General features: G+C 71.3%; 16 protein-coding genes. 13 read left to right on the forward strand and 3 right to left on the reverse strand.

The features are described from left to right. Positions 1-533: 533 nt before the first annotated feature. Entirely contained in the window at positions 534-1,328 is a 795-nt protein-coding gene (locus ACLQ29_RS28520) for a hypothetical protein (RefSeq protein WP_425774515.1), read from the reverse strand. Positions 1,329-1,780: 452 nt separating this feature from the next. Between ACLQ29_RS28520 and ACLQ29_RS28525 the strand changes: the two genes are divergently transcribed. Beyond that, complete coding sequence (locus ACLQ29_RS28525; protein ID WP_425774516.1) at positions 1,781-2,593, forward strand: DUF3097 domain-containing protein; 813 nt, start codon at positions 1,781-1,783, stop codon at positions 2,591-2,593. A gap of 93 nt (positions 2,594-2,686) precedes the next feature. Here ACLQ29_RS28525 and ACLQ29_RS28530 read toward each other — a convergent pair whose 3' ends face one another. Next, positions 2,687-3,988, reverse strand: a complete 1,302-nt coding sequence (locus ACLQ29_RS28530; RefSeq protein WP_425774517.1) for a serine hydrolase domain-containing protein — start codon at positions 3,986-3,988, stop codon at positions 2,687-2,689. A 106-nt stretch (positions 3,989-4,094) separates the two neighbouring features. Between ACLQ29_RS28530 and ACLQ29_RS28535 the strand changes: the two genes are divergently transcribed. The 9 genes from ACLQ29_RS28535 to ACLQ29_RS28575 all read left to right on the forward strand — a co-directional run bounded on the left by ACLQ29_RS28535 (position 4,095) and on the right by ACLQ29_RS28575 (position 16,320). Then, positions 4,095-4,568, forward strand: a complete 474-nt coding sequence (locus ACLQ29_RS28535) for an NfeD family protein (RefSeq protein ID WP_425774518.1) — start codon at positions 4,095-4,097, stop codon at positions 4,566-4,568. 5 nt (positions 4,569-4,573) lie between these two features. Then, positions 4,574-5,680: an SPFH domain-containing protein gene (locus ACLQ29_RS28540; protein WP_425774519.1), complete on the forward strand. Its 1,107-nt coding sequence runs from the start codon at positions 4,574-4,576 to the stop codon at positions 5,678-5,680. Between the two features lie 184 nt (positions 5,681-5,864). Beyond that, positions 5,865-6,668: a hypothetical protein gene (locus tag ACLQ29_RS28545; protein ID WP_425774520.1), complete on the forward strand. Its 804-nt coding sequence runs from the start codon at positions 5,865-5,867 to the stop codon at positions 6,666-6,668. 524 nt (positions 6,669-7,192) lie between these two features. Beyond that, a complete protein-coding gene (locus tag ACLQ29_RS28550; RefSeq protein WP_425774521.1) occupies positions 7,193-8,188 on the forward strand; it encodes a hypothetical protein in 996 nt (331 codons plus the stop codon). Between the two features lie 154 nt (positions 8,189-8,342). Then, entirely contained in the window at positions 8,343-9,341 is a 999-nt protein-coding gene (locus ACLQ29_RS28555; RefSeq protein WP_425774522.1) for an L-histidine N(alpha)-methyltransferase, read from the forward strand. Positions 9,342-9,354: 13 nt separating this feature from the next. Then, positions 9,355-10,857, forward strand: coding sequence for a class I SAM-dependent methyltransferase (locus tag ACLQ29_RS28560; RefSeq protein ID WP_425774523.1), 1,503 nt, complete (start codon positions 9,355-9,357; stop codon positions 10,855-10,857). Between the two features lie 56 nt (positions 10,858-10,913). Continuing rightward, the gene (locus tag ACLQ29_RS28565; protein WP_425774524.1) at positions 10,914-13,640 is read left to right on the forward strand and encodes a hypothetical protein; all 2,727 of its coding nucleotides are present in this window, start codon (positions 10,914-10,916) and stop codon (positions 13,638-13,640) included. After that, the gene (locus ACLQ29_RS28570) at positions 13,637-14,026 is read left to right on the forward strand and encodes a hypothetical protein (RefSeq protein ID WP_393362760.1); all 390 of its coding nucleotides are present in this window, start codon (positions 13,637-13,639) and stop codon (positions 14,024-14,026) included. The genes ACLQ29_RS28565 and ACLQ29_RS28570 overlap by 4 nt, the downstream gene beginning before the upstream one ends. A 26-nt stretch (positions 14,027-14,052) precedes the next feature. Next, the gene (locus tag ACLQ29_RS28575) at positions 14,053-16,320 is read left to right on the forward strand and encodes a transglycosylase domain-containing protein (RefSeq protein WP_425774525.1); all 2,268 of its coding nucleotides are present in this window, start codon (positions 14,053-14,055) and stop codon (positions 16,318-16,320) included. A 166-nt stretch (positions 16,321-16,486) separates the two neighbouring features. Here the strand turns inward: ACLQ29_RS28575 and ACLQ29_RS28580 are convergent, their stop codons facing one another. Continuing rightward, positions 16,487-18,334, reverse strand: a complete 1,848-nt coding sequence (locus ACLQ29_RS28580) for a thiamine pyrophosphate-requiring protein (RefSeq protein WP_425774526.1) — start codon at positions 18,332-18,334, stop codon at positions 16,487-16,489. Positions 18,335-18,452: 118 nt separating this feature from the next. Between ACLQ29_RS28580 and ACLQ29_RS28585 the strand changes: the two genes are divergently transcribed. The 3 genes from ACLQ29_RS28585 (at position 18,453) to ACLQ29_RS28595 (ending at position 22,777) form a co-directional block, all read left to right on the forward strand. Further along, entirely contained in the window at positions 18,453-19,262 is an 810-nt protein-coding gene (locus ACLQ29_RS28585; protein ID WP_425774527.1) for a TrmH family RNA methyltransferase, read from the forward strand. Between the two features lie 49 nt (positions 19,263-19,311). Next, the gene (gene argG / locus ACLQ29_RS28590; protein WP_393362751.1) at positions 19,312-20,763 is read left to right on the forward strand and encodes an argininosuccinate synthase; all 1,452 of its coding nucleotides are present in this window, start codon (positions 19,312-19,314) and stop codon (positions 20,761-20,763) included. A 235-nt stretch (positions 20,764-20,998) separates the two neighbouring features. Then, a complete protein-coding gene (locus tag ACLQ29_RS28595) occupies positions 20,999-22,777 on the forward strand; it encodes a PucR family transcriptional regulator (protein ID WP_425774528.1) in 1,779 nt (592 codons plus the stop codon). Positions 22,778-22,855 lie beyond the last annotated feature (78 nt).

Below are 22,855 nucleotides of genomic sequence, written 5' to 3' on the forward strand. Positions count from 1 at the left end.
CAACGTGGTTACGGTGGCGCTGCGCCGGCCCGGCACGACCTCGATCACCAACCGCTCCTCGGGCAAGGTGCACGAGCCGCCCCCCTTTGCTCTGCACCCCAATAGGCGCCGGTCACAGACCGTAGCCGTCGCACCCGCGGGTGCAGAGCAAAGGACCCCCGACCACCCCCGGACACGCAGAGCCTGCCCCGTCGACCGGCACCCCGCGCACCCCTGGCCGATCAACCTGGGTCGAAGAACAAGACCACCCCGCACAAAAGCATGATCGGCGAGACAGTGCCCATTGACGAACAACCGCTCGCCCTAACACAACGGCGCTGACCAGGATGTAGTGGTCCTCCGCCCACGGCAGGCCACTACATCCTGGTTCGAGCACGATCATGGCCGGCGTGGCGTGGCGTGGCGTGGCGTGGCGTGGCGTGGCGTGGCGTGGCGTGGCGTGGCGTGGCGTGGCGTGGGGCCGTGCCCGGCCTGGTGTGGCGTGCCCGGCGGGTGTGGCGTGCCCGGCGTGGCGTGAGCGGGGCGGGGCTCCGTCAGGGGCGCAGGGGGGCGTTGCAGGCGGCCACCAGTGCCTGGCGGCAGGCCGTGGTGAGGGGGCGCAGAGCCGCGTCGCGCTGCTGGGCCTCGTAGTTGTTGATCGCGCCGCCGGGCGCGGCGTGCCCGGCCAGCGCGAGCACCCGGTCGAGCACCGCGGCGCGGGCGAAGAGCCGGCGGGCTCGTGGGTCGAAGCCCGGTGGCAGGTCGGTGGTGCCGTCCGGGCGGCGCAGTGCGGCCAGCGCACCAGCCAACTCGGGCCGCCACTGGGCCACGTCGAGTCGGGTCAGCGCGGCGGTCGTCTCGGCCAGCGCGGCGGCCAACTCGGCCTCCGCCTCAGCGGCGCCGGGCAGCGCGAGTGAAGCGGCGGGCGCGTTTGCCGGCAACGGGTAGACCCGCCAGAGCACCGTTTCGAAACAGTCCCCCGAACCAGAGGTGTGCGTGCGCACCTGGGGGATCAGACCGAGCCCACCGGCGACCACCGCCTCGCCGGTGACCAACGCCGCACCGGCGAAGTCGCCCGGACCGGGCAGCCCCCGCGGGTCGCCCGGAGCGGGCAGCACCAGGCGGATGTCGTCCGGGGAGAGTTTGGCCAGGGTGGGCAGCGCGGCGCCGAGCGGGACATCGGTCCAGGTGCCGGGGGCGTCCGCGACGAGATGTTCCTCGTCGCCGGCGATGGCGTCAGCGACCTCGTCGTACGGCACCAAGCCGGCGCGCCACGCGCGCACCCAGGCAACGAACCGGCTCGACCGGCGCGGCGTGAGTGTGGCCGCGCCCGTTGCGGGGGTGGACATGCCGAAAGGGTACGTGGTCCTGACCGGCCCTGTCTCGACTGCCGCTCCGACCGCCCGGCCTGCCCCGAACTGCCCCGTTAGCCCGAATCCCCACCCTGCCCGCCCTCCCGCCCGCCCCACCCGCCCTCCCGCCCGCCGCGCCGCTCCGTCGCCGCGCCGCACCCCCGCACCCCGACTCAGTCGATCATGGGGTTGTGGTGGGCGGTAGGCGCTTTTTCGGCTGTTTCATGGGGCGCCACGACTGCTTGATCGACGCGGGCGTGCGACGTAGGCGGGACGCGGGCGGGCGATGCGGGCGTGCGACGTAGGCGGGACGCGGGCGGGCGACGCGGGCGGGCGACGCCGGCGGGCTCGCGGGCCGGCGAACTCGCGGGGTGGGCGGGCGGGTGTGGGGCGAGGTGGGGTGTGTCGGGGGGGTTCGGGCGGAGGTCGGGGGGTTAACGTGATCCACCATGGCGGGGCGATACGGCGAGGACGTGTTGGCGGGGGACTGGCGGCGGCGAAAGGTCACCCCCGAGGTGGACGCCGAACCGGATCTCGTGGTCGAGGACGCCGACTCCGGATTCTGCGGAGCGGTGGTGGGCTTCGAGGCCGGCGCGGTCGTGCTGGAGGACCGGCATGGCCGACGGCGCAACTTTCCGCTGCTGCCGGCGGCGTTCCTGCTCGACGGCCGTCCGGTGACATTGCGCCGCCCCGCCCGCGCGCCGGTGCCGGCGGCCCGTCGACGGACCGCGTCCGGTTCGGTGGCGGTCGACAACGTCCGCGCCCAGGTAGCCAAGGCGAGCCGGATCTGGGTGGAGGGGATCCACGACGCGGCTTTGGTCGAGCGGATCTGGGGTGACGACCTGCGGATCGAGGGTGTCGTCGTGGAGCCGCTGGACGGCATCGACGCCCTCGACGCCGAGGTACGCGACTTCGGTCCCGGCCCGACCCGACGGCTCGGCGTCCTCGTCGACCACCTCGTGCCGGGCAGCAAGGAGAGCCGGATCGTGGCCCGGGTCAACTCGCCGTACGTGCTGGTGACCGGCCATCCGTACGTGGACGTGTGGCAGGCGGTCAAACCGGCGGCGCTGGGTATCGCGGCGTGGCCGGTCGTGCCGCCGGGGCGACCGTGGAAGGAGGGGGTCTGCGCGGCCCTCGGGGTCGCCGAGCCGGCCGACATGTGGCGGCACATCCTGTCCCGGGTCAACAGCTTCGCCGACGTCGAGACGCCCCTGATCAACGCCATGGAACGCCTCATCGACTTCGTCACCGAAGCACCCTGACCGTCGGATCCGTGGCTCCCTGACCGCCGGATAATAAGCTCCCTGACCGTCGGATCCGTGGCTCCCTGAGTGCCGGATCCTTCCGGCGGTGGGTCAGGGGACCTCGTCGGGGCTGCGCGTGAAGACGAACGTGGCGATGTCGACCGCGACCGCCCGTCCGCTCTCGTCGCGCAGCACCGACAGGATCTCGCCGTTCTCCGGGCCGGATCGTCCCCGCCAGCGGTCCGTCCCCTCGGCGCCGAACCGGCTCACCCGCTCACCGCGTACGTGGGCCACCAGGTCACCGGCGTCCCAGCTCAGGTCCAGCGAGGTGCCCATCCACCACCAGCGGCCGGTCAGCTCGGCCAGGTCGGGCGCGGGCGCGGCGGTGGCCGGCAGCCACGGCTGCGGGAGCGCCGGCTCGGCGTCCAGCACGGTGGTCAGCAGCCGGCGGCCGAGCCCGGTGATCGGGAAGCCGTAGGAGTTGGCGAAGCCGACCACGGCGGTACGGGTGGAGCGGTGCACCATCAGGGTCGCCACGTACCCGGGCATCGAGCCGCCGTGCCCGACGTACACACGCTCGCCGTCCCGGTAGAGCTCCAGCCCCAGACCGTGCCCGCCGGTCCAGGAGTCGGGATCGGTGATCGCCACGAGCGCGCACATCTCGGTGAGCGTCCCGGCGGCCAGCACCGACGGGTCGGGGTCGGCCAGGAACGCTGCCCACCGGCCCAACTCCTCGATCGTCGACCAGAGCTGCCCGGCGGGGGCCATCGCGCCGGTGTCGGTACGCGGCTCCTCGCGCAGGGTGCCGTGCCAGGGGTGGACGACGTAGCCCTCGGCGAACGGCTCGGTGGCCGCGTAGGTGGTGCGGCGCAGGCCCAGCGGGCCGAGGATCCGCTCGTGGAGCAGGTCGACCCAGGGCTTCCCGGTGAGCCGTTCGAGCACCCCGCCGAGCAGCCCGTACGCCAGGTTGGAGTAGTGGTACGCGGTGTGCGGCGGGTAGGCGATCTTGTCAGCGCTCACGCCGGCGAGCAGCGCGGCCAGGTCGGTGCCCGCGGCCCGTTCCCACCAGTCGCCCTCGGGTTCGCGCTGGATGCCGCTGGCGTGCCCGAGCATCTGGCGCAGGGTGAGCTGACCGACGCCGGTGCCCGGCAGATGTTTTTCCAGCTCGTCGTCGACGGCGAGGCGGCCGGCGTCGCGCAGTTGCATGATCAGGGTCGCGGTCATCGTCTTGCTGATCGAACCCAACCGGTACTGGAGGTCGGCGTCCGGGCGGGGGTGTTCGCCGGCGCTGGCCAGGTGGACCAGCGCGCCGTCGCGGACCACGCCCAACACCAGTGACGGGGTACGACAGTCGAGCTGCGCCTGGGCGACCTGGGCGTCGATCCGGCGGGTGGTCTCGGGCAGCAGGGTCAACGGGACCTCCTCGGTCGGGCCCGGATCTTTGTCGAAAACGGGCCGCGCCGAGCCTACTGATCTTCCTGGGGAGGCCGCGCGTGCATATACGTGTCACGATCGTGGTGTGGACGCGGTGGTGTGGATCGTATTGGGTGTGCTGCTGGCCGTCGCCGAGATCTTCACGACGACGCTATTTCTGATCATGTTCGCGGCCGGCGCGTTCGCCGCTGGCGGCGCCGCCGCCCTGGGCGCGCCGGTAGCGGTGCAGGCGCTTGTCTTCGCGGTGGTGTCCGCGCTGAGTCTGTTGGTGGCCCGGCCGGCCCTCCGGCGGCACCAGCGGTCGTCGCTGGAGAGCGGCGAGCAGCCGTTCGGCCTGGAGGCGATCGAGGGTTCCACGGCGCTGGTGCTGGAACGGGTGGACGCGGACCAGGGCCTCGTCAAGATCGACGGTGAGCTGTGGAGTGCCCGCTCGTACGACACGACGCAGACGTTCGACCCCGGTCAACGGGTGCGGGTGATCAAAGTCCGGGGCGCGACAGCCCTGGTCTGGCAGGACGATGTTTCTTCCGCCGGCGAGCTGCCGGAAGCGAGAGGGTGAACGGGATGACGATATTCGGGGTGGTGGTGATCGCGGTGGCGTTGATCGCCGTGATAACGCTGGCGAAGGCGGTGCGGATCGTGCCGCAGCAGCGCCAGGACGTGGTGGAACGGCTCGGCAAGTACAAGCGCACCCTCAGCCCCGGCCTCAACCTGCTGGTGCCGTTCATCGACGCGGTGCGCACGAAGGTCGACATGCGGGAGCAGGTGGTCAGCTTCCCGCCGCAGCCGGTGATCACCTCGGACAACCTGGTGGTCTCGATCGACACGGTGCTCTACTTCAAGGTGGTCGACTCGGTCCGGGCGACCTACGAGATCTCCAGCTTCCTCCAGGCCATCGAGCAGCTGACCGTCACCACGCTGCGTAACGTGATCGGCTCGCTGGACCTGGAGCGCGCGCTGACCAGCCGGGACGAGATCAACCGACACCTCTCCGGGGTGCTGGACGAGACCACCGGCCGGTGGGGCATCAAGGTGACCCGGGTGGAGATCAAGGCGATCGAGCCGCCGGCGAGCATCCGTGACTCGATGGAGAAGCAGATGCGCGCCGAGCGGGACCGTCGCGCGGCGATCCTCACCGCCGAGGGCCACAAGCAGTCGGTGATCCTCACCGCCGAGGGTGACAAGCAGTCGGCGGTGCTGCGGGCCGACGGTGACCGGCAGGCCCGGATCCTGCAGGCCGAGGGTCAGGCGAAGGCGATCCGCACGGTCTTCGACGCGATCCACCAGGCGAACCCGAGCCAGAAGGTGCTCGCCTACCAATACCTGCAGGCCCTGCCGCAGATCGCCCAGGGCAGCGCCAACAAGGTCTGGATCATCCCGGCCGAGCTGACCAAGGCGCTGGAGGGCATGGGCGGCGCGCTCGGCGGGTTGAGCCAGATGGTGGGGGATCTTCCCGCGCCGGAGGCGGCCGAACACGCGAGCCAGGTCGAGCGCGAGGCCGCGGAGGCGGCGCAGGCCGCGGCGGACGCCGCCCAGCAGATCCACGACGAGGTACGCGTCGCCGAGGCGCAGGCCACCGGCGGAAACAAGCCGCAGGGGCTGCCCGCGCCGGAGCCGGTGTCTGCGGCCAGCCTGACCGAGGACCCGGCCGACCAGCGCGAGCGCGGCTGATCGTTCCGCCGGCACGACAGGGTGTGTCGACGCCTCGACCGAGGCGTCGACTCCCGGCCTTAATGCGAGAAAGACTCATGGGGCGCTCCGAGGCCTGCCACGATCGGTCCTAGGACGGGTGGTGACCAGGCAATCGGGGCGCCCCGGCGCGTTCCGCACCACTCGCGGACGAGCGAGGTGACGCATGAAGGATCCGGCGAATCGGATGTGGTCCTCGGCCCCGGTGCCCGGCGCGCACGACCCGGTCGCCCCGCTGGGCTCCCGCAGCACCGGTGGTGGGTTCGGCGTACTGCCGTTCGTCGACGAGCCAACCCCGGGCGGCCCGGCCACGAACGCCAGTTGGGCCTGGTCGGTACGCCGGTTCGCGCGGGCGGCGGTGTGGCTGCTGCCCGCGTACGCCATCCTCTACGGTGCGGTGGCGATGGCCAGTGACGGCGGGGTGGGCAACGACCCCTATCCGGCCGACGGCCGGGCGGTGTACCTGCTCGGTTGGGTGGCCGCGGTCTGGCTCGGCCTGCTCGCGCTGCTGGCCCTCACCGGGCTGCTGGCGGCGACCCGCAGCCGCCGGGTGGCCGCCGCCGGGCTGCTGGTCAGCATCGCCGGCACCGTGCTGATGCTGCCCTTCGCCGGGCTCGCCGAGCAGACGCCGGTCTTCGGGACCACCGCGCGGGCGCTCGTGCTGCTCGGCGCGACGTTCTACAGCGTGGGTTGGTTCCTCACCGGGTGGGCGGTGGCCCGCTCGGGCACCTTCAGCCTCGGCGACGGCGTCATGCTGATCATCGCCGCGCCCCTTCTCGGCCTGGGCGGCGCGCTCATCGGTTCGCTCCAGACGTTCGGGGCGATCTTCGTCCTGATCGCCGGCATCGGCATCGGCTATCGCTCCGGCCGCCTGATGCCCCGGGAAACCGCCCGCGACGCGGCCAGCGCCAGCCTCTCCACCCCGGCCCCGCCGCCCACCGCCTCGGGCGGGCCTATTTCCGCCGCCTGATTGGCCCCGCGAAAACTCCGCCACGACGGCGGCCGACGGCTGGCGCATAAGCCGGAACCACTTTATTGGCAGCCCGATAGCGGAGAATGGCGTTCTTCGAACTGTCGGATCCTTGACGCCTGGGTGTTGCCGGCGTCGGCCATGCCGGCCATTGTCGACGCCGCTGCCGTCAATCCTCGACAGCGGCGAGGTGGCCGGCGCGTTCGCCGCGGACGACAATTCAATTGATGTGCGGTGGGGCGTCGTCGCTGGTGAGGGCAGGGGTGGGCGGACCAGATCGTGCCGTGGCGGCGGCCGAGCGCCGGTCCGTTCGTCGTGACACCGACTCCGCCGGGCGGGGATCCACCCAGGGCCCGGGCGTGTGGCTCCGGAAAGCACACAGCCCATGCCGCCCCGTCCCAACGGCGTGGTACGGGTCCGTTTGGTCATTGTCGAAGGACGCAACGTGGAGGTGACCCAGTCGATGAGCCGTGCCACCATTGGTGCTCAATTCACGGCGAGGTCGACATTCCTGGAGCAATATCGTGGCTGCGTTTCCCCGATTGACCGTGCTGCTCTGCGATAGTGACGACGCCGCCGCGGGGCGGCTCTACCAGGAACTGACCTCCAGCACTCTGGTGGAGCGGGTGGTGGCGGTCGGGAGTCTGGCCGACGCCGTTCGCGAGGCGGGCACGGGTTCATTCGACGTGATCGTCGTCGATCCACTCAGCACCGATCTGGTGCAGGCCGGCAGGTTCGCGCTGTCCCGGTCGGGCGAGGGGGCGGCCGTGGTGCTCTACGTCGACCTGGCGCGGGTGGAGGAGCAGGCGGCGGCGTTCTACCACGGCGACCGGAGCCGCCTTCGGGATGCCTTCACGCTCGACAAGCGAACTCCACCCGACATGCTGGCCGACGAGGCCGACGCCGTCCTGACCAACTGCCAGGCGTTCCGGCTGCTCGCTACCAGCAGATCCAACGCGGACAAGCTCATCGGCGAGGTGCGGGACCGGGCGGCCAGCAGCGGCGACGACGAATTGGGTCGCCTCGTCGACGACGTGGATCAGGCGCGGATCCTGGAACACGTCCGACCCGACCCGGGCCTGGTGCGGCCGAAGGTCGCCAGCAACAGCGTTTTCCTGTCGTACCGGTTCAAGGAGGAGGACGGGTACGTCCGCGGCCTCAGCGGATTGTTGGAGGACAACGGTTTTACCGTGATCACCGGTCGGGCCGCGGACGGGTACGTGGGAATTGCGGTGCTGAACCGAATTCGGGAGTGCGAGTTCTTCGTCTCGCTAATGACGCGGTCCCGGCAGTTCGCCGAGCCCGGCGAGAAGTTCGCGACCAGCGCCTGGCTGATCGAGGAGAAGGGTGCCGCCCTGGCCTTCAGCAAGTACATGGTGCTGCTGGTGGAGGAGGGGGTGGACGACATCGGCGGGCTGCACGGCGACTGGCAGCGGCACCAGTTCACCGCGCCGACGTTCACCACGGCGGCCCGCGCCGCCGTACAGCAGTTGCGCAACCACAGCGGCCGGTCGGCCTGAGCGGGCCGGGACGATTTCACACGCCGGTCATAAAGATGGCCGTTCGGTCGGACAACGCAGTCTAATGGCCAATGGTGGTGGGTCTCAAGCCATTGTTCCGCGTCATTGCCCTACCATCAGGTCGACGGCAGCTCTGACTTCGTCGGAGGACGTTGTGACAGAGACGATCGGCGAGGCGGGCACGGGTGCCAACCTACGAGCGCAATCAGGTCCGACGGGTGACGCGACTCGCTGCCGGTCACCACAATTCGAGTGTGAGCGGCACCGCCGCGCCGCGCTGGCGGCCATCCACGCCGGCCGGCTGCCCCTCAAGTTCGCGTACGCCGGGAGCGCCGCCCACACCCACGACGCCTACGCCCGCACCGACGACTACCTGAGCATGCTCGCCTCCGCCCGTCACGAAGCCGAAGCGCTGCTGGCTGCGCAGACGCTGACGGCCGGCGCGCTGGCCGTCGCCGAGATCGGCCCGGGCAACGGCAAGCGCAGCAGCGCCTTCCTCAACCGGCTGACAAGCCTCGGCCACCCCTGCCGGCGCTACCTCGCGTTGGACTTCAGCGCCACCCTGCTCGCCATCGCCTGTCACCGGTTGGCCCACTTCGCGGATGGCCAGATGAGCGTTGACTCCCACGTGTGGGACATCGAGTCCGGCGCCTCCCAGGGTGTCGAGCGGTGGCGGCCGGGGCCTGAGCCGGTGGTCGCCTGCCTGCTCGGGCACACCCTCGGCAACCTGGAATGCCCCACCACGGCCCTGGCCAACATCCGTGCCTCCCTACGCCCCCGCGACGTGCTGGTGCTCAGCGTGGTGGTGGGCCGGCCGGACGAGCCGGCGGAGACGGTGCTGGCGCCGTACCGCTGCCCGGAGTTCCGCACCGCGGCCCTGGAGCCGTTGCTCGCCGCCGGTCTGCCCGAGGTCGACCTGGATTTCGTGCTGCGCTGGCGGGACGGGGCGGTGACCGGCGAGGCGGTGCTGCGACGACCGGGTGTCCTGGACGGCACACGGCTGCCGGCGGGTCATCGCATCCGCTGCTTCCAGTCCCGCAGGTTCAGCTATCCCGACGTCATTGCCGCCGTTCGGGACGCAGGTTGGCGCATCCGGCACGCCGCGTTGGCGTCGGGGAGCCACCATTTGGTGATCACGGCGTCGCGAGGGTGAGGGAGTGGCGGACATGACCGAGCGAAAGGGGGCGCCTGACCGGGTCACGCCCGTCGACCTGATCGACCGGGCGCGTCGGGCCAGCCTCTTCTATCGGGCCTCCTACGAGGGGACCGACCCGAACTGTGTCCGGCTGCCCGACGCGGCGATGGACGAGTTGGTGCAGGGGCTCGTCGCCGGGGTGCACGACGAGCTGTGCCAGATCGTCCCGTACACCACTGCTGGTCGTCCCGCCGATCCGTTCTCCCGGGCGCTGTTCCGCCAGTTGGCACGGCGCGCGACGGTGCGCCGCATGTACCTCGTGCCGGGGGAGGACGTGGGCGCGGGGGAGATCGACGAGCAGTTGGCAGAAGACCGTAAGCACGATCTGGACTCGGTGATGGTGCCGGTCTTCATCGCCGGCGAACTCCCGCTGGTGCCGATGACCGACATGTGGCTGATCGATGGTCAGGTGGTGGTCCGACAGGAGGTGGGCGGGGACGGGCTCGCGTCCTGGGTGGTCAGTGGCCACTCCGAGGAGGTGAATCGGGCCCGCCTGCTCTGGGATCGCCTGATGAGCCGGTCCTGCCTCCCCGACCGGGGCCGACCGCGCGTGCCCGGCCCCGAGCTCACCCGCTGGCTGCTCCAGTCGGCGAACATGCTGTACGCGATGGCGCCGATGTCCTGCGGACCGTCCCACCTGGACAAGAGCAACTGCTCCTGGTACCACCAGTCGTGGCAGTACCTGCGCCTGTTCGACATGGTCAGCAGCCCGCAGTGGCACGCGGAGTTCTACGCCGCTCAACTGGCCGAGGCGGTCCGCCAGGGCGCGCGCCGGGTGCTGATCAGCGGCACCGCCGACTACACGATCCTCGCCTTCCTCCTGGAGGCGGTGCGGTCGGCGACCGGGGGCATTCCCCCCGACCTGGACGTGCACGTGCTCGACATGTGTCAGACACCGCTGCTGGCCTGCGACTGGTACGCCAAGCAGATCGGTGCCCGGGTCGAGGTGCACCAGGCCGACGTGACCTGCCCCGACGCGGTTGCCCGGATCGTCGAGGGCGGCCGGTTCGACCTGGTGTTGGCCGACGCGTTCCTGACCCGGTTCAACCGCGCCTCCGCGGACGCGGTGATCGGCAGTTGGTCCGCGTTGCTGAATCCGGGCGGCTCGGTGATCACCACCGTCCGGCTGCACCCGGGCAACGAGTGGCCGAGGGATGACGAGGAGCAGGACGGCCGCCACCGGGTGTCGGATCTCGTCGACGACTTCGAGCTGCGGTTCCGCGAGCGGGCCGCCGGTTGGCGTGGGCTGCTCTCCGTGGAGCTCGACGAGCTCGCCGGCGCCGCCCGCCGGTACGCGACGCGGATGGCCAGCCACGACCTTGGTGACGCCGACGAGGTGCGGGCAGCGTTCGACCGAGGCGGTTTCCGAGTGTCCGCTTCGGACGTGAAAGCCGTCAACGGGGAGCTGGTCCGGACCCAGTACCTCCGACTGCGCGTGGACCTGCCCTGCGACAGCGGGAGGACTGGCGGTTAGCATCAACATGTCGTGGTGTCCTGGTTGACCCACGGTGATTGCCGAAGGGGGGGTCGGTGCCCGACTATTCGCCCTGGTTGGCCGTCAACGCTCTCGGTTCCGACCCGGGCGCGTACGAGTTGCTCACCGCGGCCCACAAGGACCTCACCACCCAGACGGCCCTGCTCGACGAGCGGCCCGCCGCGTTGCGGGTGCTCAGCGCGACGACGGAGTTCCGCGACGGCGTGGGGCACGAGCTTGTCGTCCGGGTGGAGGCGATGGGCCAGCCCACCGAGGTACGGATCGCCGAGAAGATCGTCCGGGCCACGACCGCCGGCGACGGCGCGCACGGTGTCACGCCGTTGGTGCTTGTGGCGTACGCCCTGCAGAAGGATCCGTTCGGCTCCGGCTGGCGGCCCCGGCGGGTCGGGCACGCCGAGCCGCCCTCGGTCGAGGCGATGGGATACTACGCCCGACTGGACCGGCTGACCGACAGCTCCACCCAGGTGGAACGGCAGCTCGAGGCCGGTCGGGACGTGGTGGTGATCGGCGAGCACGGATGCGGGAAGTCCGCGCTGGTGGCCAACATCGCCGACAAGCGGCGCGCCGACGACGGCGTCGTGTGGCTCAACCTCGCCGATCCGGCGGACGGTCCGGAGTCGATCGTGTTGGCCCTGCTGGAGCAGGAGCGCAGCCGCACCGGCCGTTACCTGGTCGTCCTGGAAAACCTGCACGCGAACCCGCTGGTGCTCAACGAGCTGTTCGACTGCGTGACCCGGCTGCGCTCGGACTTCGGGCTCGAGGTGCAGGTGCTCGCGACGAGCTACAAGGTGGCGGGCCCCAACCTCGCCGGTGGCGAACCCACCCGCGAGCTGCGACAGGTCCTCGCCGAGGGGCGGCCGTTGGTCAGCCAACTGCTTGTCGACAGCGGCATCGACGAGGCGCACTGGCAGACGATCCGGCGACTGGCGCAGGACGACGTGCACCTCGCGTTGACCGCGATCGACCTCTATGGACAGCGCGGTGCGGTGCCCACCGAGGCGGACCTGGAGGCGTACTACACCCGGCAGGTGACAAGCGACGACCAGCGCGAGGTGCTCTACCGCGTGGCCTGCCTGGGTGTGCTGGAGTTGCAGATGGCCACCCGGGAGGCGGGCCCGTTGCGGCAGGCGCTCGAGCGGCTGCGCGACGACGGTCTCATCTACCAGGTCGACGGCGCCTACCTGATCGGCTCCCGCCGCCGTGCGCAACTGGTGATGAACCACGCCCGCCGGCACTGGAACGCCGACAGCCGGTGGAAGAGCCCACAGCACAACGTGTGGCTGCATCTCCAGCGCGGCGGGGAGCGCCTGATGAAGGCGACGCTGAGCCGGCTCGACCAGTTGGTCGCGCCGGACACCGCGCGGACCGACACGCTGCACCTGCTGAGCACCTGGGAAACGCTGATCCGGCTCGGCCGTACGATGCGGAAACGCAGCAACGTGGACCCGTCCTGGGGCGACAATTCCGGCGCCGCCGTCTTCGCGGCGAGCGCCCTCAACCAGCTCAACCACGTCGACTCCTGGTGGACGATCGCCGGTGTGGTGCGAGCCCGCTGGAGCTACGACGCGCCGGACCACGGGTTGCCCGAGCCCACCGGCGATGTCACCGCCGACTACCAGGACTTCGTGAAGATCCAGCAGTCGATGGCGAAGGAGGACGCGATCCTCGGCGCGGCGCCGCACCTGGCCGGCATGCGCGCCGAGGACCTGGACACCGGGCTGATGTACCGCAACTGGGTGCTGGGTCTCCTGCTGGGTTTCGAGGGCTCCGCTCCGGCCGTCCACCAGGATCAGGCCCGGATCGACCGCCTGATCGAGGTGGCCCGTGAGGCCCAGGACGAGGACGGCTACTTCTACCCGGCGCGGGTGCCGTGGGTGACCGCGCGGGTGGTCCTCGGTCTGTGTCAGGCGAACCTGCGCAGGGACCACCCGGTGGTCCGGGAAGCCTGTAACTGGCTCCTGCTGCAGGTGTCCAATCGCGGGTCGTTCGACAACTGGTGGCGCAGCGGCACCGGCACGTGGAACCGCGACGAGGCCACCACCGCCATGTGCCTCAGCGCCCTGCTGCGCGCCGGGGTGCCGATGCGACCGGAGATGGAGACCGCGCACGCCTGGCTGATGGGGCGGGAGGGGGAGTGGACCACTCGGGGGCGGGAGATCGACATGGCGCAGGCGATGGAGGCGACACTGCTCTGCACCGGAGCCGCCAACGGCACCCGGGAACACCTCAAGACGCTCTTCCAGCGGATCGTCACCGAGCAGCGGAGCCCGACGCTGCTGCCCACCGCGCCCGAGGAGCGGCTGCGCATTCCGTTCGTGGCAGCCCAACTCGCCGACATCGTGTGGCGGATCGTGCAGTTGGAGAGCCTGAAACTGTTCGGCGACGTCATCAACCAGGGTCGGCTGGAGCCGTCCGAGCCGACGGAGGTGTCCGTGGCGCCGCAGCCTGTCGCGTCGTCCTCCGCCGGGGCGAGGCTGTCCAGCCGTCAACTGCGGGCGTGGCAGCGCGGGTGCGAGCAGATCGAGGAGACCATCCGCGCTCGGCTCGCCAAGCGCGACGGGCCGATGCGGACGCCGGCGGTGGAGAAGGTGCTCACGGAGCAGCGGGCCTACCGGGCTCAGGTCACGGAGTTGGCCAGCCGGCTCGACGAGCACGCCGACCAGGAGCTGTTGGAGCAGATCGACGCGCTCGGGCGCCTGGTCTGCGGCGTCGCCTGGCCGGACCTGCCGTGGCCGGACGCGGGATCGGACCCGACCTCGTGAGCATCGCGGTGCCCGCGCCGTCCACGCTGAACTTTCTGGCCGGGCTCTTCGCCGGAGCCGGGATCAACATGCTCACGTCCGTCTCCACCGGCCCCGCTGGCACGGATGTCTCCACCGGCAAGATCGCGCTGGATTCGGCGCTCTGGGTGGTCGCCGCCGGCTTCCTGACCTGGGCGGCGCACCTGTTCCAGGCGGCCGAGCGCGACGCCGACCTCTACATCGACCGTGACTTCAGCGAGCCCGAGAAGCAGGAGATCCGGCAGGAGTACCTGCGGCGGGCGTTGCGGCGCGCACGGCTGCCGTTGGCGATGACGGTTCTGGCGCTTGTGTGCGCCGTGCTCCTGTTGCCCGGTTTCATCCGCTGGAGCGGCGTACTGGGCGGTTGACGGTCGGGTCGCCGCCACAGTTGTCGGTGAATTGCCTGACAATTGCCGCCCAGGCTGGCCGATTTCCGAATGTCGTGGCAATCCTGGGGAGCATGGCCGCCTCCCGCTCGCCGCTGTCGCGGCTGTTCACCGTGCTGCTCGCCGGCGTGTTGGCAGGGCTCGCCCTGGCCGTCGCCGCGCTCCCGGGCAACCTGCTGCTCGGGCTCGGCGCCCGCTCCGCGCTCGGCTCGTACGCCGCGTTGCCGGCCTCGCTGAAGACCCCGGCCACGCCGCAGCGCTCGTACCTGTACGCCAACGACGGCAAGACGCTGATCACCACGTTCTACGACGTGAACCGCACCGACGTCCCGTTGTCGGAGATCGCGCCGGTGATGCGGCAGGCGATCGTGGCGGCCGAGGACCGGCGTTTCTACGACCACGGTGGGGCGGACCTGCGTGGCCTCGCCCGCGCACTTGTCGCGAACGTCAAGGGCGGCGGCACCGAGCAGGGCGGCTCGACGCTGACCATGCAGTACGTCCGTAACGTCCTCAAGACCGACCCCACCCGCACCGCCGAGGAGCGGGCCGCCGCCACCGACCCGACCGTCGGGCGCAAGATCCAGGAGATCCGGTACGCGAGCGCGCTGGACAAGAGCCTCGGCAAGGACGAGATCCTCGACCGGTACCTGAACATCGCCTACTTCGGTTCCGGCGCGTACGGAGTCGCGGCGGCCAGCCAGCGGTACTTCGGCAAGCCACCGGCGCGGCTGACCCTCGCCGAGTCGGCCCTGCTCGCCGGCCTGGTGCAGTCCCCGGACGCGTACAGCCCGATCAGCGGTGACAAGGACGACGCGGTGGCCCGCCGGTCGTACGTGCTGGACTCGATGGTCGCCACCGGCGCGATCACCGCCGCGCAGGCCGCCCAGGCCAAGGCGGAGCCGTTGACCCTGCACCCCACCGCCCAGCCCAACGGCTGCACCGCGGTGTCCCAGGGGCACGACGACTGGGGCTACTTCTGCGACTACCTGCGCCAGTGGTGGCTGACCCAGCCGGCGTTCGGGGCAGGAGTCGCGGAGCGCGAGCAGGCCCTGCGCTCCGGGGGTTACACCGTGGTCACCTCGCTGGACCCGAAGATCCAGGCCACCGCGCAGAAGCAGGCCACGAAGGTCTACTCGTACGACAACAAGCGCGCACTGCCGATCGCGGCGGTCCAGCCGGGCACCGGGCAGGTGTTGGCGATGGCGGTCAACCGGCACTACAGCCTGGCTGACAACCCGGCCGGTCAGGCGAACTACCCGAACACCGTCAACCCGCTGATCTCCGGCGGGGCCAGCGTCGACGGGTACCAGGCGGGTTCGACGTTCAAGCTCTTCACCATGCTCGCCGCGTTGGAGTCGGGCCGTACCCTCTCCACCGGCTTCGACGCGCCCGCCAAGCTACCCACCCGGTACGCCGCCGAGGGGCCGGGTAGCTGCGACGGCCACTGGTGCCCGGCGAACGCCAACCCGGACTGGATGGACGGGTACCGGATGATGTGGGACGGCTTCGGCCGCTCGGTGAACACCTACTTCGTCTGGTTGGCCGAGCAGGTCGGCCAGGCCAAGGTGGTCCAGATGGCGCAGCGGCTCGGCATCACGTTCCGCGCCGACTCGGACGCCGCCTTCGCGAAGAACAACGCCGCGAACTGGGGTTCGTTCACCCTCGGCGTGGCCGCCACCACCCCGCTGGACCTGGCCAACGCGTACGCCACGGTGGCCGCCGAGGGCACCTACTGCACCCCGGTGCCGGTGGTCTCGGTGACCGCGGCGAACGGCGAGAAGGTGCCTGTCGGGCAGCCGTCCTGCAAGCGCGTCCTCGACGCCGACGTCGCCCGTGCCGCGACCGACGCCGCTCGCTGTCCGGTGGGTCAGCAGTCGGCGTTCGGGCAGTGCAACGGCGGCACCGCCACCGGGGTGAACGACATCCTCGACGGCCGGCCGGTGGCCGGTAAGACGGGCAGCTCGGAGGAGAACTCCACGGAGACGTTCGTCGGTTTCACCCCGCAGGTGGCGGTGGCCGGCATCGCCGCCAACCCGGACGACCCGGCCGACTCGGTGGGCTCGGCGGTGCAGGGCAAGGTGATCGACGCGGTGGCCCGGGTCATCGCCACCGCCGTGCAGGGACAGCCGGAGAAGGCGTTCGTGGCGCCCAGCCACGAGCTGGCCGGTGACGCGCGCCGCCCGGTGCAGCGCCCCGCGGTCCCGGACCGTCCACAGCCGCCCACCACCGAGGAGCCCCGCTCGCCCCTGCAACGCTGGCTCGACCGCCGGGGCTGACCCGGCACCGTGCCGAGGCTGACCCCGCCCGCCCCCGCCCGCCCCCCGCGATCTTGCACTTTCTGTTGCCGAATAGCGCACTAGTGCGGCATTTGTCGCAGCAGAAAGTGCAAGATCGCGGGAGGGGGCGGGGGGGGCGGGGCGCGGGGCGCGGGAGGGGGCGCGGTTAGCGGTCTCGGCGGCGGGGGCGGTAGCTCGCGAGCGTCGACGGGATGCCGCGGCGGATGATGCCGGCCCAGTCGGTGTCGCCGCGCAGCACCGCCGCCGCGGTCTTGCGGGCCTGCTCGACGGTGAAGTGCGGCGGCAGCATCAGCTCGGCCGGGTCGACCAGGGCGTTGATGACCACCGGCCGGTCGGCGGCGAGCGCCCGCTCCCAGACCGCGGGCACCTGCTCCGGTGCGTCGACAAGCTCACCGTGCAGCCCGAGCACCTCTGCCCACTTGTGGTAGGCGATGTCCGGCAACTGCTGGCTGTCCGGGAACATCGGCGTCCCCTCCGTGGAACGCTGCTCCCAGCTGACGAACGCCAGGTCCCGGTTGTTGAGCACCAGCACCACGAATCGTGGGTCGGCCCAACCGCGCCAGTACTTCGCCACGGTGATCAGCTCGTTGACGCCGTTCATCTGCATGGCGCCGTCACCGATGAGCGCGACGAGCGGCCGGTCCGGGTGGGCGAACTTGGCGCTCAGCGCGTACGGCATGGCGCCGCCCATGGACAGCAGGGTGCCGGACAGGCTGGCCAGCATCCCGGGGCGGACCTGGAGGTGGCGGGCGTACCAGGCGGTGGTGGTGCCGCAGTCGACGGCGAGCAGCACGTCGTCGGGCAGCCGCTCGTTGAGGGTGTGGAAGAGCAGTTGCGGGTTGACCGGGTCGGCGCTCTGCTCGGCCAGGTCGCTCTGCACGCGACGCCACGCCGAGGTGGCCTCGGCGATCTCCGCCCGCCAGGCGGTCGGCCCGGGTCCGGGGCCCAGCTCGTCCAGCAGCGCCCGCAACGTGGGACGGGCGTCGCCGGTCAGGTTCACCTCGGTCGGGTACCGCAGCCCGAGTTGGGTGCCGTCCAGGTCGATCTGCACCGCGCGGGCCTGTCCGGGTGGCGGGTAGAACTCCGAGTACGGCATGTTGCTGCCCACGATCAGCAGCCGGTCGCAGCCGGTCATCAACTGCCAGCTCGGTCGGGTGCCGAGCAACCCGATCGCCCCGGTGACCCACGGCTCGCGGTGGTCGACGACTGTGAAACCGAGCAGGGCGGTGGCCACCCCGGCGCCGAGTCGATGGGCGATCTCGCGGACCTCCTCCTGCGCGCCCAGGGCGCCCTGCCCGACCAGCATGGCCACCCGCTGCCCGCCGGCGAGCACCTCGGCGGCCCGGCGCAGGTCGGCCTCCGGCGGAACGGTGGGAGTGCTGCTCGGCACGTTGCTGGTCTGGTAGTAGCCGTGCGCGTGGGGTGGGTCCGGGATGGCCGGCTCGTCCTGGATGTCCAGGGGGAGGATCAGGGCGGTGACGGTACGCCTGGCCAACGCGGTGCGGCACGCCCGGTCGACCAGGTGGCGTACCTGCGCCGGGTGGTCGAGCTGGGCGAGGAACGCCGCCGCCACGTCCTTGTAGAGGGCGAGTAGATCGACCTCCTGGTAGTAGCCGCCGCCCTCGGCGGTGGTCGCGGTGTGCCCGACCAGGGCCACCACCGGTTGGTGGTCGAGCTTGGCGTCGTACAGGCCGTTGAGCAGGTGGATGGCGCCCGGCCCGCTCGTCACCAGGGCGCAGCCCAGCGGCCCGCCGCCGTACTTGACGTGTGCCGACGCGGCGAAACCCGCGGTCTCCTCGTGGCGGACCTGGATGAACTGGGTGCGACCCTGGGTGCGTTGCAGCGCGGACGTGAGGCCGTTGATGCCGTCGCCGGGGTAGCCGAAATAGCGGTGTACGCCCCAGCTCAACAGTCGCGACACGATGTGGTCCGCGACGGTGGGGTGCCGGGGTAGAGTGCCGGCTTCGCCCGGTCCGGTGTGCTCTGTGCTCACCTGGCTGGTCCTTCCCGTCGGGTCCGCTCCTTCCCCGGTCGTTCCCCTTCTCCACCGGACAAAACACCCCACGGGTGGGCATCGGTGGGGGAGGTGTGCCGTCCGGCAGAATCGTCGGGTGCCCGTCCACCAGATCACCGACCCTGACGACGACCGCATCGCCGACTACCGTGCGCTCACCGACGTCGAACTGCGCACCCGCTGGGAGCCGCCGCACGGCCTGTTCATCGCCGAGGGGGAGCTGGTGCTGCGGCGGGCGTTGCGGGCCGGCTACCCGGCCCGGTCGTACCTGGTCGACGCCAAGCGCATCGACCAGCTCGCCGACCTGGACACCGGCGACGCGCCGGTCTACGCCGCGACGCCTGACGTGCTGGAACGGGCCACCGGTTTCCACGTACACCGGGGGGTGCTGGCGTCGTTCCACCGCCGGCCGCTGCCGACGGCGGCCGAGGTGCTCGCCGCCGCACGCCGGGTGGTCATCCTGGAGGACATCAACAACCACACGAACCTGGGAGCGATCTTCCGGGGCGCCGCGGCGCTCGGCATCGACGGGGTGCTGTTGTCGCCGACCTGCGCCGATCCGCTCTACCGGCGCAGCGTCCGGGTCAGCATGGGCGAGGTCTTCGCGGTGCCGTACGCGAAGATCGAGCGCTGGCCCGATGGCCTGGACCAGGTGCGGGAGGCGGGCTTCTCCGTTCTCGCCATGACGTTGGCTCCGGACGCCGTACCCATCCAGCTGTTGACGCCGGCGCGGCGCGAGCGGCCGGCGCTGCTGCTCGGCGCCGAGGGGCCCGGCCTCACCGCGGCGGCCCAGGCCGCCAGCGACGTCCGGGTGGTCGTTCCGATGCGCCGGGGCGTCGATTCGCTGAATGTCGCCGCGGCGGCGGCTGTCGCCTTCTGGGAGTTGAGCCGAGAGGACCCTGTCTGACGGCCGCTTCAACTTGCATGGCCATGCGTTCTATTGCATAATTTTCCCCGTGTCCAAGGTTCTCACCTCCCTGCCCTCCGGCGAACGTGTCGGCATCGCCTTCTCCGGCGGCCTCGACACCTCGGTCGCGGTCGCGTGGATGCGCGACAAGGGCGCCGTCCCCTGCGCCTACACCGCCGACATCGGCCAGTACGACGAGCCCGACATCGACTCGGTGCCCGGCCGCGCCCTCAGCTACGGCGCCGAGGTCGCCCGGCTCGTCGACTGCCGCGCCGCCCTCGTCGAGGAGGGCCTGGCGGCGTTGACCTGCGGGGCCTTCCACATCCGCTCGGGCGGACGGGCGTACTTCAACACCACCCCGCTCGGCCGGGCCGTGACCGGGACCCTGCTGGTGCGGGCGATGATCTCCGACGACGTCCAGATCTGGGGCGACGGCTCGACGTTCAAGGGCAACGACATCGAGCGCTTCTACAGATACGGCCTGCTGGCCAACCCGATGCTGCGCATCTACAAGCCGTGGCTCGACACCGCCTTCGTCACCGAGCTGGGTGGGCGTAAGGAGATGTCCGAGTGGCTGCTCGAACGCGGCCTGCCCTACCGGGACAGCACCGAGAAGGCGTACTCGACCGACGCCAACATCTGGGGCGCCACGCACGAGGCGAAGACCCTGGAGCACCTCGACACCGGCATCGAGACGGTCAACCCGATCATGGGCGTCCGGTTCTGGGACCCGTCGGTGGAGATCCCGACCGAGGACGTCACCATCGGCTTCGACCAGGGCCGCCCGGTGACGATCAACGGCAAGGAGTTCGGCAACGCCGTCGACCTGGTGCTCGAGGCCAACGCCATCGGCGGCCGGCATGGCCTCGGTATGTCCGACCAGATCGAGAACCGGATCATCGAGGCCAAGAGCCGGGGCATCTACGAGGCGCCCGGCATGGCGCTGCTGCACGCCGCGTACGAGCGGCTGGTCAACGCCATCCACAACGAGGACACCCTGGCCAACTACCACAGCGAGGGTCGCCGCCTGGGCCGGCTGATGTACGAGGGCCGCTGGCTGGACCCGCAGGCGCTGATGCTGCGCGAGTCGCTGCAGCGCTGGGTGGGCACGGCCGTCACCGGCGAGGTGACGCTGCGGCTGCGCCGGGGCGAGGACTACTCGATCCTCGACACCACTGGCCCGGCCTTCAGTTACCACCCGGACAAGCTGTCGATGGAGCGTACCGAGGACTCGGCGTTCGGCCCGTCGGACCGGATCGGCCAGCTCACCATGCGCAACCTGGACATCGCCGACTCGCGGGCGAAGCTGGAGCAGTACGCGAACCTCGGCATGGTCGGCGGGGGGACCCCGCAGCGGATGGTCGGCGCCGCCCAGGCGGCCTCGACCGGGCTGATCGGCGCGATGCCGGAGGGCGGCGCGGAAGCCATCGCCTCCCGAGGTGTCGCCTCCGCCGCCGACGAGGCACTCGACCGGGCCGCCATGGAGTTCGGCGTCGACTAGGGCGTGTGTCAAAGTCCTCGGTCGAGCCGAGGCGGAGTCCAGGCGGCGGTCCGGCAAGGCGGAGATTGGTCCGGATACCGGTGTTGTATCCGGACCAATCTCCAACGCGGCCGGTCGTCGTCTGGGCCCGCCGCAGGCCGGCCAGGGGCTTTGACACACGCCCTTAAGTGAACCCGCGCCGCCCCTCCGTGACGCCGCCCGGCGAATGTCGAGATCCGGCGTCACGGAGGGTAGCGTGTCGGCCGTGTTCCCTACCGTGCGTGAGGTCCTCGCCCTGGACCCGGTCCGCCACGGCGCACCGCGCATGGTCGCCGGGGACGCCGGGCTGGACCGGCCGGTCCGCTGGGTGCACGTCGCCGAGGTGCCCGACATCGCCACCCTGCTCGGGGGCGGCGAGTTGGTGCTCACCACCGGCATCGGCCTGCCCGGGGACGACGCCGGGCTCCGCGCGTTCATCGGGGACCTGGCCGACGTCGGCGTCTCCGGCCTTGTCGTCGAGTTGGGCCGCCGCTACGTCAGCGGGGTGCCCCGGGTGATGGTCGCCGCCGCCGAACGGCGCGGGCTGCCCCTGGTGGAGCTGCGCCGGGCCACCCCGTTCGTGCGGATCACCGAGGCCGTGCACGCGCTGATCGTCGACGCGCAGCTCACCGAACTGCGGGCCACCGAGGAGATCCACCAGCGCTTCAACGACCTGTCCGTCGAGGGCGCCGACACCGCCGAGGTGATCCGGCAGGCCGCCGAGCTGTCCGGTTGCCCCGTGGTGTTGGAGAACCTGTCCCGTCAGGTGCTGGGGTACGACCCGGCCGGGGAGAGCGCCGAGCTGCTGCTGGACGGCTGGGAGCAGCACTCCCGGCGGATCCGACCGGCCGGCCGGACCGCGTACGACCCGGACAGCGGCTGGCTGGTGACCGTCGTCGGCGCCCGGGGGCAGGACTGGGGACGGCTGTTGTTGCGCTGGCCGGCCAGCGGCGACGTGCCCAGCGCCCAGTCCAGCCAGCCGACCGCCGGCCCGCCCACCCGGTTGACAATCCTGATCGAGCGGGCCGCGTCCACCCTCGCGCTGGGCCGGTTGATCCGCCGCGACGCCGAAGGGCTGGAACGGCAGATCCACCGCACCCTGCTCACCGCGCTCCTCGACCACTCCCGACCGGTGGACGAGGTCGCGCTGCGGGCCAAGGCGCTCGGCGTGGCGCTCGACCGCCGGCACCTGGTGGGCGTGATGGTCCGACACCGGGCCGAGGACCCGGCCGGGGAGAGCGGTCCGGAGGCCGCCCAGGCCCGTCTGCGGGACCTGTCCGAGGCGGTCGGCCAGGCGCTGCGCGAGGCGAAACTGACCGCGCTCACCAGCGCGGTCGACGACAATTCGGTGGGCGTGCTGTTGGTCCTGACCGACCCGGCCGCCGAGGACCGCGCGCTGTCCGCGTTCGCCAGCGCACTGCGTCGAGTACGCCACGACGCCGGCGCCGGTCGCGCATCCTCCGGCGGCGAAGCCCCCCGATCAACGGCCGGCATCGACACGTCCCCGGTGCCGTCAGGTGTCGATGGAGCCCGAGGCGCTGGTCCGGGTGCCGTCATCGTGGCCGCCGGATCGGGGGTGGGCACCCTGCGGGAGGCCCGCCGGTCGCTCGTCGAGGCGCGGCAGATCGCCGAGGCGGCCACCCGGGACCGGCGTGACCTGGCGGTCTTCCGACTGCCGCACGTCGGCCTCGCGGGGCTGCTGCACCTGCTGCGCGACGAGCCACGGTTGCAGACCTTCGTGGAGCGCGAACTCGGCGCGCTGCTCGAGTACGACGCCCGCCACCCCCGGGAACGGCTGCTCGACACCCTTCGCACGTACCTGGAACAGGGCCGCAACAAGTCCGCCGGCGCCGCCGCCGCCCACCTGTCCCGACCGGCCTTCTACGAACGCCTGGCCCGCATCGCCCGCATCCTCGACGTGGACCTCGACTCGGTAGAGGCCAGCCTCTCCCTCCACGTAGCCCTACTAGCCCTACAAGCAGTCCGAACCCCCTAACCCCCCCGGGTACGCGCCCCCCACCCCCACGCCGGCCTCGTTGATCATGAGGTTATCGCCATGACACGCCGATGCGAG

Origin of the sequence: Micromonospora sp. DT228, assembly GCF_049841595.1 — a bacterium.
In the GTDB taxonomy this organism is placed as follows: Bacteria; Actinomycetota; Actinomycetes; order Mycobacteriales; family Micromonosporaceae; genus Micromonospora.

Bases quoted from the DNA above. Each gene is read 5' to 3' on its own strand.
- ACLQ29_RS28525 (WP_425774516.1), top strand. From the start codon at position 1,781: ATGGCGGGGCGATACGGCGAGGACGTGTTGGCGGGGGACTGGCGGCGG.
- ACLQ29_RS28540 (WP_425774519.1), top strand. From the start codon at position 4,574: ATGACGATATTCGGGGTGGTGGTGATCGCGGTGGCGTTGATCGCCGTG.
- ACLQ29_RS28520 (WP_425774515.1), bottom strand. From the start codon at position 1,328: ATGTCCACCCCCGCAACGGGCGCGGCCACACTCACGCCGCGCCGGTCG.
- ACLQ29_RS28545 (WP_425774520.1), top strand. From the start codon at position 5,865: ATGAAGGATCCGGCGAATCGGATGTGGTCCTCGGCCCCGGTGCCCGGC.
- ACLQ29_RS28560 (WP_425774523.1), top strand. From the start codon at position 9,355: ATGACCGAGCGAAAGGGGGCGCCTGACCGGGTCACGCCCGTCGACCTG.